This window comes from Photorhabdus cinerea (genome assembly GCF_011189575.1).
Taxonomy (GTDB): Bacteria; Pseudomonadota; Gammaproteobacteria; order Enterobacterales; family Enterobacteriaceae; genus Photorhabdus; species Photorhabdus cinerea.
Window position 1 is genome coordinate 12,879 of the sequence record NZ_PUJW01000032.1, and the last position, 14,077, is coordinate 26,955.

At 40.9% G+C, this 14,077-nt stretch carries 15 protein-coding genes and 5 pseudogenes; 13 read left to right on the forward strand and 7 right to left on the reverse strand.

Annotated features, from left to right (window positions below):
• The 6 genes and pseudogenes from rpsK to C5469_RS19860 all read left to right on the forward strand — a co-directional run bounded on the left by rpsK (position 1) and on the right by C5469_RS19860 (position 3,334).
• Positions 1-390, forward strand: a complete 390-nt coding sequence (gene rpsK / locus C5469_RS19835; RefSeq protein WP_002919257.1) for a 30S ribosomal protein S11 — start codon at positions 1-3, stop codon at positions 388-390.
• A 36-nt stretch (positions 391-426) separates the two neighbouring features.
• The gene (rpsD, locus tag C5469_RS19840) at positions 427-1,047 is read left to right on the forward strand and encodes a 30S ribosomal protein S4 (protein ID WP_166310193.1); all 621 of its coding nucleotides are present in this window, start codon (positions 427-429) and stop codon (positions 1,045-1,047) included.
• Between the two features lie 25 nt (positions 1,048-1,072).
• Positions 1,073-2,062, forward strand: a complete 990-nt coding sequence (locus tag C5469_RS19845; RefSeq protein WP_166310195.1) for a DNA-directed RNA polymerase subunit alpha — start codon at positions 1,073-1,075, stop codon at positions 2,060-2,062.
• Between the two features lie 40 nt (positions 2,063-2,102).
• Positions 2,103-2,495: a 50S ribosomal protein L17 gene (gene rplQ, locus C5469_RS19850; RefSeq protein WP_166310197.1), complete on the forward strand. Its 393-nt coding sequence runs from the start codon at positions 2,103-2,105 to the stop codon at positions 2,493-2,495.
• Positions 2,496-2,633: 138 nt separating this feature from the next.
• The gene (zntR, locus tag C5469_RS19855) at positions 2,634-3,050 is read left to right on the forward strand and encodes a Zn(2+)-responsive transcriptional regulator (protein ID WP_166310199.1); all 417 of its coding nucleotides are present in this window, start codon (positions 2,634-2,636) and stop codon (positions 3,048-3,050) included.
• Between the two features lie 78 nt (positions 3,051-3,128).
• Positions 3,129-3,334, forward strand: a pseudogene (locus C5469_RS19860) (alternative ribosome-rescue factor A).
• Between the two features lie 37 nt (positions 3,335-3,371).
• Here C5469_RS19860 and C5469_RS19865 read toward each other — a convergent pair.
• Positions 3,372-4,243: pseudogene (locus C5469_RS19865) on the reverse strand (IS256 family transposase).
• Between the two features lie 242 nt (positions 4,244-4,485).
• Positions 4,486-4,770: pseudogene (locus tag C5469_RS24310) on the reverse strand (putative phage abortive infection protein); the annotation flags it as partial.
• Between the two features lie 7 nt (positions 4,771-4,777).
• Here C5469_RS24310 and C5469_RS24565 point away from each other — a divergent pair.
• Both C5469_RS24565 and C5469_RS24570 read left to right on the forward strand, forming a co-directional pair.
• Positions 4,778-4,900 (forward strand): annotated as a pseudogene (locus C5469_RS24565) (IS630 family transposase); the annotation flags it as partial.
• Positions 4,901-4,965: 65 nt separating this feature from the next.
• Positions 4,966-5,334, forward strand: a pseudogene (locus C5469_RS24570) (transposase); the annotation flags it as partial.
• A gap of 178 nt (positions 5,335-5,512) precedes the next feature.
• On the opposite strand, the gene trkA reads toward C5469_RS24570, so the two are convergent.
• The 4 genes from trkA to def are packed head-to-tail and all read right to left on the reverse strand — an operon-like array spanning position 5,513 to position 9,760.
• Positions 5,513-6,889 (reverse strand): Trk system potassium transporter TrkA, encoded by a 1,377-nt coding sequence (trkA, locus tag C5469_RS19870; protein WP_166310203.1) that lies wholly within the window; start codon positions 6,887-6,889, stop codon positions 5,513-5,515.
• A 56-nt stretch (positions 6,890-6,945) separates the two neighbouring features.
• Positions 6,946-8,235 carry a 16S rRNA (cytosine(967)-C(5))-methyltransferase RsmB gene (rsmB, locus tag C5469_RS19875; RefSeq protein WP_166310205.1) on the reverse strand — a complete coding sequence of 430 codons (1,290 nt, stop codon included), beginning with the start codon at positions 8,233-8,235 and terminating at the stop codon, positions 6,946-6,948.
• A 38-nt stretch (positions 8,236-8,273) separates the two neighbouring features.
• Positions 8,274-9,224, reverse strand: coding sequence for a methionyl-tRNA formyltransferase (fmt, locus tag C5469_RS19880; RefSeq protein ID WP_166310207.1), 951 nt, complete (start codon positions 9,222-9,224; stop codon positions 8,274-8,276).
• A gap of 23 nt (positions 9,225-9,247) precedes the next feature.
• Entirely contained in the window at positions 9,248-9,760 is a 513-nt protein-coding gene (gene def, locus C5469_RS19885) for a peptide deformylase (RefSeq protein WP_166310209.1), read from the reverse strand.
• 132 nt (positions 9,761-9,892) lie between these two features.
• Between def and dprA the strand changes: the two genes are divergently transcribed.
• The 5 genes from dprA to C5469_RS19910 all read left to right on the forward strand — a co-directional run bounded on the left by dprA (position 9,893) and on the right by C5469_RS19910 (position 13,246).
• Positions 9,893-10,978, forward strand: coding sequence for a DNA-protecting protein DprA (dprA, locus tag C5469_RS19890; protein WP_166310211.1), 1,086 nt, complete (start codon positions 9,893-9,895; stop codon positions 10,976-10,978).
• A 64-nt stretch (positions 10,979-11,042) separates the two neighbouring features.
• The gene (locus C5469_RS19895; protein ID WP_166310213.1) at positions 11,043-11,600 is read left to right on the forward strand and encodes a DNA topoisomerase family protein; all 558 of its coding nucleotides are present in this window, start codon (positions 11,043-11,045) and stop codon (positions 11,598-11,600) included.
• Positions 11,597-12,166 (forward strand): L-threonylcarbamoyladenylate synthase type 1 TsaC, encoded by a 570-nt coding sequence (gene tsaC / locus C5469_RS19900; RefSeq protein WP_166310215.1) that lies wholly within the window; start codon positions 11,597-11,599, stop codon positions 12,164-12,166. The genes C5469_RS19895 and tsaC overlap by 4 nt, the downstream gene beginning before the upstream one ends.
• A gap of 7 nt (positions 12,167-12,173) precedes the next feature.
• A complete protein-coding gene (aroE, locus tag C5469_RS19905; protein ID WP_166310217.1) occupies positions 12,174-12,992 on the forward strand; it encodes a shikimate dehydrogenase in 819 nt (272 codons plus the stop codon).
• Positions 12,989-13,246 carry a DUF1488 family protein gene (locus C5469_RS19910; protein WP_166310219.1) on the forward strand — a complete coding sequence of 86 codons (258 nt, stop codon included), beginning with the start codon at positions 12,989-12,991 and terminating at the stop codon, positions 13,244-13,246. The genes aroE and C5469_RS19910 overlap by 4 nt, the downstream gene beginning before the upstream one ends.
• On the opposite strand, the gene C5469_RS19915 is transcribed toward C5469_RS19910, so the two are convergent.
• Positions 13,225-13,767: a gamma carbonic anhydrase family protein gene (locus tag C5469_RS19915; RefSeq protein WP_166310221.1), complete on the reverse strand. Its 543-nt coding sequence runs from the start codon at positions 13,765-13,767 to the stop codon at positions 13,225-13,227. The genes C5469_RS19910 and C5469_RS19915 overlap by 22 nt on opposite strands.
• Between the last annotated feature and the right edge of the window lie 310 nt (positions 13,768-14,077).

The following is a 14,077-nucleotide window of genomic DNA, read 5'->3' on the forward strand; positions in this document are numbered from 1 at the left end:
ATGGCAAAAGCACCTATTCGTGCACGTAAGCGTGTAAGAAAGCAAGTCTCTGACGGTGTGGCTCATATCCATGCTTCTTTCAACAACACCATCGTGACCATTACTGACCGTCAGGGTAACGCTCTGGGTTGGGCAACTGCTGGTGGTTCCGGTTTTCGTGGTTCTCGTAAATCTACTCCGTTTGCGGCTCAGGTTGCGGCAGAGCGCTGCGCTGAAGCAGTGAAAGAATACGGAATTAAGAACCTGGAAGTTATGGTTAAAGGACCTGGTCCTGGCCGCGAGTCAACTATCCGTGCGTTAAATGCGGCAGGTTTCCGCATCACTAACATTACTGATGTGACTCCGATCCCTCATAACGGTTGTCGTCCACCTAAAAAACGTCGCGTTTAATAGCGTTTACTTTTTTAGGTTTGTTGGAGAAAGAAAATGGCAAGATATTTGGGTCCTAAGCTCAAGCTGAGCCGTCGCGAGGGTACAGATCTATTCCTGAAATCTGGCGTTCGCGCGATTGACACCAAGTGTAAATTGGAACAACCACCTGGACAGCATGGCGCACGTAAACCGCGCTTATCTGACTACGGTGTACAGTTACGTGAAAAACAAAAAGTTCGTCGTATTTACGGTGTGCTGGAACGTCAATTCCGTAACTATTATAAAGAAGCAACTCGTCTGAAAGGCAACACAGGTGAAAACCTGCTAAGTTTGCTGGAAGGTCGCCTGGACAACGTTGTTTACCGTATGGGCTTCGGTGCAACTCGTGCTGAATCACGCCAAATGGTGAGCCACAAGGCTATCATGGTAAATGGTCGCGTTGTTAATATTGCTTCTTATCAGGTATCCCCGAATGACGTAGTCAGCGTTCGTGAAAAATCGAAAAAGCAGTCTCGTATTAAGGCGGCTTTAGAGCTGGCTGAGCAGCGTGAGAAACCAACTTGGTTGGAAGTTGATGCTGCGAAGATGGAAGGTGTGTTCAAATGTATTCCAGAACGTACCGATCTGTCCGCTGACATTAACGAACACCTGATCGTCGAGCTTTACTCTAAGTAAAGCTTAGCACCAAAGAGAGGACACAATGCAGGGTTCTGTGACAGAGTTTCTAAAACCGCGCCTGGTAGATATCGAGCAAGTCAGTTCGACGCACGCCAAGGTGACCCTTGAGCCATTAGAGCGAGGCTTTGGCCATACTCTAGGCAACGCACTGCGCCGTATTCTGCTTTCGTCTATGCCGGGTTGTGCGGTGACTGAGGTTGAGATTGATGGTGTACTGCATGAGTACAGCACCAAAGAAGGTGTACAGGAAGATATCCTGGAGATTCTCCTCAACCTGAAAGGGCTGGCGGTAAGAGTTCAGGGCAAAGATGAAGTTATTCTTACCTTGAATAAGTCTGGCATTGGCCCTGTGACTGCAGCCGACATTATCCACGACGGTGATGTCGAAATCGTCAAGCCGCAACATGTAATCTGCTACCTGACAGACGAAACTGCTTCTATTAGCATGCGTATTAAAGTTCAGCGTGGTCGGGGTTATGTGCCGGCTTCTGCCCGGATTCATTCGGAAGAAGATGAGCGCCCTATTGGTCGTTTGTTAGTAGACGCTTGTTATAGCCCAGTAGAGCGTATTGCCTACAATGTTGAAGCAGCGCGTGTAGAACAACGTACCGATTTGGACAAGTTGGTTATCGAAATGGAAACTAACGGTACAATCGATCCTGAAGAAGCGATTCGCCGTGCAGCTACCATTTTGGCTGAACAGCTGGAAGCTTTTGTTGATTTACGTGATGTACGTCAGCCAGAAGTAAAAGAAGAGAAGCCAGAGTTTGATCCGATCCTACTGCGCCCTGTTGACGATCTGGAATTGACTGTCCGCTCTGCTAACTGCCTTAAGGCAGAAGCTATCCACTACATCGGTGATTTGGTACAGCGTACCGAGGTTGAGTTACTGAAGACACCTAACCTGGGTAAAAAATCTCTCACAGAGATCAAAGACGTACTGGCTTCACGTGGCTTATCTCTGGGCATGCGCTTGGAAAACTGGCCACCAGCAAGTATTGCTGATGAATAACTAGATCACAGGTTAAGGTTTTACTGAGAAGGATAAGGTCATGCGCCATCGTAAGAGTGGTCGTCAATTGAACCGCAACAGCAGCCATCGCCAAGCTATGTTCCGCAACATGGCAGGTTCTTTGGTTCGTCATGAAATCATCAAGACGACTCTGCCTAAAGCGAAAGAACTGCGTCGCGTCGTTGAGCCGCTGATTACTCTTGCCAAGATCGATAGTGTAGCTAATCGTCGTCTGGCATTCGCCCGTACTCGTGATAACGAAATCGTGGCAAAACTGTTTAATGAGCTGGGCCCGCGTTTTGCGAGCCGTGCAGGTGGTTACACTCGTATTTTGAAGTGTGGCTTCCGTGCTGGTGATAATGCTCCGATGGCATACATCGAGCTTGTTGACCGTGCTGCTGAGCCTCAAACAGGAGTTGCTGCTGCGGAGTAATCTGTAGAGGCATGTAAAAGAACCGGGTTTATCCCGGTTTTTTTACACCTGTATATTCGAATATCTCACTTATTTCTTTCTAATTCCTGTTATGCTGATATTTCAAGCAATGTTGTCTATTGTGTAGGAGATATAAAGATGTATCGTATTGGCCAACTAGCTAGATTAGCGAATGTGACCCCTGATACAGTGCGTTTCTATGAAAAACAGGGAATGATGGAACATCAGAACCGTACTGAGGGTGGATATAGGCTTTATACCGAACAAGATCTACAGCGTCTTCGATTTATACGTTATGCCAAGCAGTTAGGGTTTACATTGGAAGCTATTACTGAATTGTTGTCTATTCGTGTAGATCCTGATCATCATACTTGTGAAGAATCTAAGCAAATTGTGGACTCTAGGTTGATGGAAGTAGAGGAAAAACTTCTTGAAATGCGAAGGATGCGTGATTCACTTAAGAGGTTAAGTGATGCCTGTTGTGGTAGTTCTCACATAAGCACTTATTGTTCCATTCTTGAAGCTTTGGAGCAAGGTGCTTTAAATAAGGAATAAATAATTTCCCTTTATTATTGGGAATTCAGCAAGTAAAATTGCTATTTTTTAGGCAAATTAAGATGATAGAGGAATATTATGATTGTATATCACCATAAAAAGGGTGTAATAAAGGATAATGCTATTGAAGCTCTATTGCGTGATCCGCTGTTCAAACAACGAGTTGAGAAAAATAAAAAAGGGAAAGGAAGCTATCAGAGGAAAGGAAAACACAGTAAGTCAGGTAACTGGGAGGCCAATGGTAAGTGATCATTAGATTTGTTACCACTGGCTTTTTAGTTTGATAGACCCTGTAAATAATTCTGTGTATTTGCCCTTTAGTTAAAGGTGGTCGTTTAAACGATCACTGAACTCAATAATAAAACGACTCATCGCCTGTTTCCAGTTTTGTATCGGTATACTCCATTTTTTAGATGCTGTTTCGATGGCTAAATAAACGATTTTTCGAACTGAGTCCTCTGTGGGAAAGATTTTACGTTTCTTAATGGCATGACGAATAACACTGTTCAACGACTCAATGGCATTCGTGGTGTAAATGGCTTTGCGAATATCTTCTGGGTAAGCAAAGAAGGTATTCAGACTTTCCCAGCGGGCATGCCAGCTTTTACTGATTTGTGGATATTTGTCATCCCAGGTTTGAGCAAATTTCTCAAGCTCCATCAAGGCTGAAGCTTCAGTTGCTGCGCGATAGATTGTTTTAAGTCCGGTTGTCACCGCTTTATAATCTTTCCAGGAGACATATTTTAGGCTGTTACGCACCATGTGGATGATGCATAATTGGATTTGCGTTTGTGGATACACACTATTTATCGCGTCTGGAAAGCCGTTCAAACCGTCAACGCATGCTATCAGGATATCCTGAACAGGGATAAAATTTGGTTATCCATCTGGGTGATGCGTGTCTGATTTTTCTTGATGAGCTGAGGTTCAAAGCTGCCTTCACGGTCACGTGGTGTACTCAGTTCAAACTCACCATCATCGGTCAGGCGTGTTTTAGAGGAATAGCCATTACGAGTATTCGAGCCTGATTTTGAGGCATTTTTTTCATGCCCAAGGTGTTCGGTGAGTTCAGCATTCAATGCTGTTTCAACGGTCAACTTTGTTAGCATTCTCGTGAACTGATTGAGATCAGCGTCAGTTTTAATGCCTTTAGCAAATTCAGCAGCAAGTGCTTTAAGTTTTTTCTCGTCCATAATGTGCCTGCTTTGTTGTTGGATTTAACATATCAAAAGCAGGCAAATACACAATTTAAATTACAGTCTCGTTTGATAAGTTTGTTTTACTACTTCAGTAAACTCCGAGTTTTTGTGAATGATTCTTTTAATAGTTTGAGTGTTTAAATAGCTATGGATACTGACCCGATGCAAGAAGCATAGATGTGTTTTTTATTGACATGGAAAGAGCATCCAGGATTCTGTGTCGCGTTAAAAAATCATTACAACGTTATTACGCTATTGAGATAACTTTTAAAATAAATCGCTAATTGTGGTAATGTCAAATTCCAGCGCTGGATGGGTATTCCATTTTTCTTGTGAGTTTGAGACCAAATGAAATAGCTTCAATAGGTTGTCTTAACTCGGGAAGGCTTATTTTTGTCTTTGTCAGTTTCCTGAACTGACAATGTACCGATTGGGTGGCATTGGTAGTATTAATCATTTTGATTATTGTTGGTTAGATACCGGAAATAACTTGACAGATTCTCCCGTGTCCTACTCCAAGTTCATCTCCTACTGGCATTTTGGCTGCAATACTCGCCACAGCAGTTGGGTTACCTATGCTCCTTCTGGAGCTTTGAGCTTTTTGTGTTGAAGATCAATATCTGTTAAAGATTAACTTGTCGGTAAGTACGGCTTTACCTCTATTTATGTCGGGCTGGAATATATCTGACAACTCCTTGGCTCTGAATATGATGAAAAAGATGGTGCGAATTACCGATGTCTTGTCCAATTGTTTAGAGAAACATCCCGTATTTTATGAAGATGAAGTCGATATTACGTATAACTCCAAAATCGGCGCTGATTGGTATATCAAGGGGCTGTAGAACCGTATTGCCACCCCGGGACAGAATCAAAAATGGTCGCCTTGATGCCCAGACAGGGGCAGTGGCTTATGTCGGGGGATTGAGTAATAACTCAAACTTATTGATTAACATGTTGGAAAACTCTGTCGTGAATACCATCATGCTGGAACGATCATCTTGATTTTGGATAAGTATGGTATTAATAAAAGCTGGAAAGTCACCGACTGGTTAAGAAAGAATCCAAAGTTTAAGCTTTTGTTCCTAAGTAGCAATGCAATTTTGTACAGATGTTGTGTCAAAAATTACCTTTCATAATAAATCTGTTAGTCGATTTAAAAAGCTCATTACATTCCTTCAATTATTATGTTAATTAAAGTATACCAAGCTATATTAGTTATTGTGTTTTCATCATTTGACTGATAGATAATTATATTTTAAGCCATTAAAGGAAAAAAGGGCTTGGTTGGAATAGTTTCTCCACTTCAGGAACAAATTTCTTATCTGTAATAAACATAATTACATGATCTCCTTGTTCGATGACGCTGTAATCATTAGCAATAATTACTTCATCACCGCGAGCTATTGCCCCAATTGTGGTACCTGGTGGTAATTTAATATCACCTACAGCTCGACCGACAACTTTTGAAGTCTTTTCATCTCCATGAGCAATCGCTTCGATAGCTTCAGCTACTCCACGACGTAATGATGAAACACTTATAATATCTGCTTTACGGACATGGCTTAGTAAAGCTGAAATAGTTGCTTGTTGTGGAGAGATTGCAATATCAATGACACCGCCTTGTACCAAGTCGACATATGCACTACGTTGAATGAGAACCATGGCCTTTTTGGCTCCCATGCGTTTAGCAAGCATTGCAGACATGATATTTGCTTCGTCATCGTTGGTTAGAGCAATAAACACATCTACCTGTTCTATATGTTCTTCAGCTAGTAATTCTTGGTCTGATGCATCCCCATAAAAGACAATGGTGTCATGTAATAATTCGGCTAGTTCTGTAGCTCTTTGCTGATTCCGTTCAATCAATTTAACTCTGTAATCTTTTTCGAGGCGTAGTGCGAGTCCGGCACCGACATTACCACCACCAACGATCATAATACGTTTGTAGGGTTTCTCTAAGCGTTGAAGTTCACTCATTACAGCACGAATGTGTTGTGATGCAGCAACAAAGAAAACTTCGTCACCAGCTTCAATAATTGTAGAACCTTGTGGTCTTATCGGTCGATCTTGACGAAATATTGCAGCAACTCTGGTATTAATGTGTGGCATGTGTTCACGGAGTGAAGAAAGTGCATTTCCTACAAGTGAGCCGCCGTAATAAGCTTTTACTGCAACAATACTTACCCGACCTTCGGCAAAGTTAACAACTTGTAAAGCGCCAGGATATTGAATTAGTTTGTAAATATAATCTATGACGAGTTGTTCTGGTGAAATAAGATAATCAATAGGAATATCATCAGGGAGAAAAAGCTTTTCTGCTTCGCGGATATATTCTGCTGCACGTATTCGTGCAACTTTATTCGGTGTATTAAATAAAGAATATGCAATTTGGCATGCAATCATGTTAGTTTCGTCAGAATTAGTTACAGCAACTAACATATCAGCATCTTCGGCACCAGCTTCTCTTAATACTCTGGGATGAGAACCGTGACCATTGACTACTCTGAGGTCGAATTTATCCTGTAGCTGGTGCAGACGGTTGGGGTCAGTATCGACGATAGTGATATCGTTATTCTCACCTACCAGATTTTCAGCTAATGTACCACCGACTTGGCCTGCACCAAGAATAATTATTTTCATAGTGTTCTCTAATTTATTAGAAGCAGATAATTATCTCTATAATTTGTAGATATATATCACTGTTTAATTAATCGAGCGTAGAAAAAACCATCACCACCAGTTAATTCAGGTATTATTTGTTTTCCTGGGTTTTCGCTTGTTTCTGTTCTTGCTAACTTTGCATCTGGATGGCGCTTTAAAAACGCACTGATCTGCTGGCTATTTTCATCCGGTAAAATAGAACAGGTTGCATATACTAGTGTTCCACCTTTCTTTAAATATGGCCAGATTGCATCAATAATCTCAGATTGTAATTGAACTAACTGAGCAATATCTTCCTCGCGGCGTAGCCATTTAATATCAGGATGGCGGCGGATTACTCCTGTTGCTGAACAAGGAGCATCCAGAAGAATACGATCGAATTGCTGATTTTCTGCCCAATGTTCAGGGTGGCGTCCATCACCGGTTTTTACTGTAGCGTGGCAATTAAGGCGTCGGAGATTTTCTTCTACTCGTTTGATCCTTTGCTCATTAATATCTACAGCTAATACTTGAGATTCTGGTGCTATTTCTAGGATATGTGTTGTTTTCCCTCCTGGTGCAGCGCAAAGATCGAGAATTTTCTCTCCATTAATTGGTTGTAATAACTCGGCACACCCTTGTGCAGACACATCTTGAACAGTGACCCAACCTTTGTCAAATCCAGGTAATATTGCTACAGGGCAGGGGGAAATTACACGGATAGCAAAGAGTAATCCGATAGCTGGTTCCGCATCAATTCCTGCTTTATGAAGAAGAGTAAGATATTCATCCCGACTGTGGTATATACGATTAACTCGTAACCACATAGGTGGTTTTTGATTATTAACATTAATAAGTTGCTGCCACTCTTGTGGATAGGCTTTTTGGATTCGGGTTAATAACCATTCGGGATGTAAGTGATAGCTAGAATGATTTTGTGAACGTTCTGTTAATTGTAATTGTTGTCTCTGAAATTGGCGAAGGACACCATTAATCAAACCTTTTAGCTGAGGGTATTTCAGAGTTACGGCTCCATTCACTGTTTCAGCAAGAGCTGCATGAGCAGGAATACGGGTATAGGCAAGTTGGTATATTCCGACCATAAGAAGGTAATGAAGAATACGTTGTTTACCTTTTAATGGTTTTGCCATTAATTGGCTTATTATCCATTCTAGCTGAGGCAATACACGCAATACCCCGAAAGAGAATTCCTGCAATAAGGATTTATCTTTATCAGTTATATTCTGTTGTAGTTTAGGTAAGACTGTACTGAGAGACTGTCCTTGAACCAGAACTTGATTGATTGCTTTCGCAGCGATACTTCGCAGATTATATATATTTTTCATAGTTAAAAAGGCTGATAAAAGACAGCATTAAGAGAAAGTTATTCAGCTAATTTTATGCCTGGCGTAAACCATTCACGTTTGGAGTTAAGTAGATTTTCTGCTGACATTGCCTTTTTACCCGCCGGTTGTAATTGAGTGATATTCAGAATTCCATCAGCGGTAGCAATGTGAATGCCTTTTTTATCTGCTTTTAATACAGTTCCTGGTTCTGCTGAAGTTTGTTCTTCAATGGCGTCTGCTTTCCAAATTTTAACAGGCTGTCCTTCTATATCGAAAAAGCTCATGGGCCAGGGATTAAATGCACGAATACAGCGTTCAAGATGGGTCGCAGATAATGCCCAGTTTATTCGGGCTTCTTCTTTGCTTATTTTTTCAGCATAGGTGGCCAATTTTTCGTTTTGAGTTTCAGGCCGGCTTTTACCTGATGCTATTAACAATAATGTTTTAAGCAACGCATCTGACCCAATATTGGCCAGTTTTGCGTATAAACTGGCACTAGTATCTTCAGGTGCAATAAGGCAGCTTGCTTTATATAGCATGTCGCCGGTATCAAGACCTATATCCATTTGCATGATAGTTACTCCCGTTTCCACATCACCGGCCCAGAGTGAACGTTGAATTGGTGCTGCACCACGCCAACGTGGTAATAGGGAACCATGTACGTTCAGGCAACCTAATCTTGGAATGTCCAAAACAGCCTTAGGGAGGATTAATCCATATGCTACAACTATGATAACATCAGGTTGCTGTTTGAGAATCCATTGTTGATTTTCTTCTGAACGCAAAGTAGTTGGCTGAAAAACAGTAATGTTATGTTTTTCAGCCAGTACTTTCACAGGACTGGGTGTCAGTTTTTTACCCCTTCCGGCCGGTTTATCTGGTTGAGTGAGAACACCAACTACCTCATGTTGAGACACTAATAAAGTCTCTAAATGGTGTGCTGCAAAGTCAGGTGTTCCGGCAAAAACAATACGCAAAGAATCAGGCACGTTTATTTCCTGTATTAAATAATTTATTGGATTCGGGCTCTTTGTTTATCTAATTTTTCTACTTTCTGGCGTATACGTTGGCGTTTCAGAGGAGATAAGTAATCCACAAAAAGTTTACCAATTAAATGATCCATTTCGTGCTGAATACAAATAGCCAGTAAGCCATTAGCTTGTAATTCAAATGATTGTCCATCGTAATTTAAAGCCCTAATTCTGACCTTTTCAGCTCGTGGCACTAGGGCTCTCTGATCAGGAATAGACAAGCAACCTTCTTCAATCCCAGTTTCGCCACTCTTTTCCAGTAACTCTGGATTTATCAGTACAAGACGTTCATTACGGGTTTCTGATACGTCAATAACGACAATACGCTGATGAATATCAACTTGTGTTGCTGCCAAGCCAATGCCTTCTTCTGCATACATAGTTTCGAACATATCATCAATGATACTCTGAATCTTTGCATCAACTTTTTCAACAGATGCTGCAATAGTGCGAAGCCGCTCGTCTGGGTAATGTAATATTTGTAATACTGGCATATATGTTTAGATCTGTATCCAAAATGTGAATGGTATTCTATGTCTATTCTAGACATTTCCCGTTTGGATTGACAGTATTGATTGCTAATTAAGCAGTTTGATTTGTCCGTCAATCTCAGTCAGGATGACAACATGGAAGCTATAGAAGTATGGTTGCGAATGAAGATGATCTCTCATTTGGCAACAGAAAAAGCAGCAAATATTGCAGAAAAATTATTGCATGCTGGGAATTGTTATTCCACAGTGTTGAAAGACAGTGGGTTATCACCAGCACAATGTTTGCAATTTACTAAAGCGAATAAAACAGTGCTAACTTCGTGCTTAAAATGGCTTGAACAGCCAGAACGCCATTTATTAACATATTCTCACCCTTCGTATCCACTTCTATTAAAGCAGATACATGCCCCGCCTCTTGCGCTTTTTGTGTCAGGAAAATTAGAACTTCTTTTAAAGAAGCAGGTTGCGATGGTAGGGAGCCGGGCCGCAAGCTATTATGGTGAAAAATGGGGAAAAATTTTTGCAGGTGAGTTGGTTGGGCATGAATTAGTTATTACTAGTGGTTTAGCTATCGGTATTGATGGTATTTGTCACCGGTCTGCACTGGATAGTGGAGGTGAAACAATTGCTATATTAGGTAGTGGGCTTGGGCATATTTATCCTCATAGACACGTGTCATTAGCAAAACAGATAGAGGAGAATGGTGCTCTTGTTTCTGAATTCTTCCCGGATATCCCTCCGCGTGCAAAGAACTTTCCTAAAAGAAATCGGATTATCAGTGGGTTAAGCTCGGCAATTATCGTTGTAGAAGCGAGTAAAAACAGTGGTTCATTAATTACAGCTCGTTGTGCCCTTGAACAAGGAAGGGATGTATTTGCATTACCAGGTCTTTTGGGGAATCCAATTAGTGAAGGAAATCACTGGTTAATAAAACAGGGTGCATACCTGGCTACAAACGCAATGGATATTGTAGAACATGTTTACAGTTCACTACAATGGTTGCATATGGAAGGAACGAAACAAGAAGTAGAACCACGGTTTGAGCAAACTGAGTTGCCATTTGCTGATGTGCTAGTTAACGTAAGCGATGAGGTAACTTCTGTCGATATTATTGCTCAGCGTTCTTCATTACCTATAAATGAGGTAATGACAAAGCTCCTTGAACTGGAATTACTGGGTAAAGTGGCTGTAGTTGCTGGTGGTTATGTGCGTGTGGATTAATTAACTGAGTGTCCATAGTCTTGTTCGACGTCATATAAAAATAAATTTCAAGTGAAAAAATGGTATGGCAAAAATGGTTCCTCTCTCCACTAATGAAACTGAATGTTGCCCTGAATGCGGTTCTCTGTTAGTTATCCGTAATGGCATTCATGGCCCGTTTCTTGGATGTTCTGGTTATCCATCATGTCAATATGTTCGTTCATTAAAAGGGCAAAGTGACGGTCATGTGGTGAAAGAACTTGAAGGGCAGACATGTTCTGCATGTGGTGCTAATTTAGCTTTACGCCGAGGGCGTTATGGAATGTTCATTAGTTGTAGTCGTTATCCTGAATGCGAGCATACAGAACTGATTGATAAACCGGATGAAACGTTAATAGCCTGCCCTCAATGCAAACAAGGGCAACTATTACAAAGAAAATCACGTTTCGGAAAAATTTTTCACGCGTGTAACTGTTACCCTAATTGTCAGTTTGTATTAAATAATAAACCAGTCGCGGGTGAATGTGTGTTTTGTCATTATCCGTTACTGACGGAAAAACGAATATCACAAGGTGCAAAGTTGTTTTGTGCCAGTAAATTGTGTGGAAAACAACAAGTAAATGAAACTGAGTCACAAACATGAGTAATGAAGCATCACCTGCATTTGAAAATGTGTTAACTGCATTAAAAACAGAAAAAGTGATTGCCTATCCGACTGAAGCTGTTTTTGGACTGGGATGTGATCCTGATAGCGAGAAAGCAATAAATGAACTGCTTATATTAAAGAAGCGTCCGTGGCAGAAAGGGTTGATTCTTATTGCAGATAATTATGAACAATTACAACCATATCTTGATGATAAGCTTCTAACGGAAAGACAAAAAGAAGCCATATTTGCTTGTTGGCCAGGACCTATGACTTGGGTAATCCCTGCCAAATCTAGTACATCTAAATGGTTGACTGGGCAGTTTTCCACTTTGGCTGTTAGAGTTAGTGATCATCCTTTAGTAAAACAATTATGTACTTTTTATGGAAAACCGTTGGTATCGACCAGTGCAAATTTAAATGGTCTTGAACCATGTAGAACAGCAGAAGAAGTCAGACAACAGTTTGGGGATAAGCTTCCTGTATTAAGCGGTAATGTTGGAGGGTGTGAAAAACCTTCAGAAATTCGGGATGCTCTAACTGGTGAACTTTATCGTCAAGGGTAGAATAAATATGAATCAATTCGCTGTTTTTGGTAATCCTGTTACGCACAGCAAATCTCCTCGTATCCATCAGTTGTTTTCTGAGCAAACTGGTATTGAGCATCGTTATGGGAAGATTTTGGCTCCTGTAAATAAATTTGAAGAGACATTGGCTGTGTTTCTTAAACAGGGCGGGATTGGAGCCAATATTACTATACCATTTAAAGAGCGAGCATTTATCCGAGCAAATGAGTTAACTGAACGCGCAAAATTCAGTGGTGCAGTCAATACCTTGAAATTGCTGGATAATAATCAATTGATTGGCGACAATACGGATGGTATAGGGTTATTAACAGATTTGATGCAACGTGGATTTATTACACAGGGGCAACATATTTTAATTATTGGAGCAGGTGGTGCAGTCAGAGGAGTTTTATCTTCATTATTAGAATTTGGTTGTGAAATTACAATTACAAACCGGACGTTCAGTCGTGCCGTCCAGATTGCTTATGATTTCTCGTCAATAGGCAACATTCGGCTTGTTGAAATGGAAACACTAAATAGTCCTGAATTTGATCTGATCATTAATGCGACTGCATCTGGTCTTAACGGTGAGATTCCAGAGATATCCCCGTTAATATTTAATGAAAATTGTGTTTGTTATGACATGTTTTATCAGGCTAACTTGACACCTTTTCTTTCCTTTGCCAAGAAACATGGTGTTTCTAGTTATGCTGATGGGCTGGGAATGTTAGTAGGGCAGGCTGCTCATTCGTTTAAATTATGGCATGGTGTACTGCCAGAAATTGTTCCTGTATTGCGAACATTGGAACAGGAGTTACATTCATGAATCAATCTATCCAGTTTCCTGATAGAGAAGAATGGAATGAACAAGAGCAGGTAGTTATTTTTCCTGCTCTGGTAAATGGGCTATTGGTTCAGTGTGTTATAGGTGCTAAGGAGCTTTTATATCGTTATGGGGAAGATCATCATCCACTAAGCCTTTTCCGACAAAATCGTTGGGATTTAGAAGAGGAATTTGAATCAGTAATTAACAACGGGAATGATGATCATTTGGGACGTTACATATTATCTTGTAGGTAGTCGTTTTTCCAACAGACATAATTGCTTGCTGAATAACGTAATGCCTCTAATTCTTCAGGTTTTAGTTTTCTTACCTGACGGGCAGGACTGCCAACATAAAGGTATCCACTTTCTAATATTTTTCCTGGGGCTATTAAGCTGCCCGCTCCAATAATAACGTCTTCTTCAATGATTGAACCATCAAGCAGAATGGAACCCATACCGATGAGTACTCGATTACCAATAGTGCAGCCATGAAGTATAGTTTTATGCCCGATGGTGACATCATTCCCAACAATTAAAGGGAAACCGTCAGGATTATCAACAGATTTGTGTGTTACATGTAATATAGAGCCATCTTGGATATTAGTACGCGTGCCAATAGATACATAATTAACGTCTCCGCGGATGACAACTAAAGGCCATACGCTGACATCATCAGCGAGCCTGACATCACCAATGATTACACTAGATGAATCTAACATGACTTTCCGGCCAATTTTAGGTTGAGTACCAAGGTAACTGCGTAACACTCCAGACATATATACCTCTAATGAAGAAATAGGGATTTGCTGTTTTTAAGGATCTTAGTGAGGAAAATACCAGTATGCAATGAAAGAAGGTGATTGATCTTAGTTAAAATCGATTAAATTTAACTCGAAAAGAGCAAAAAAACGCCTATTGGTGGTAAATCTAAAAAAAAGTGTTGTGTAAAAATTTAAGCTCCCTATAATGCGCCTCCACTGACCGACACCCCGCTGAGAAAAAAGCTGGTGGGGTCAGGCAGAGCAACGTGAATAAGCGCTTGACTCTGCGGGCGAACAGTGTAATATACGCAGCCCGGCTGACCGG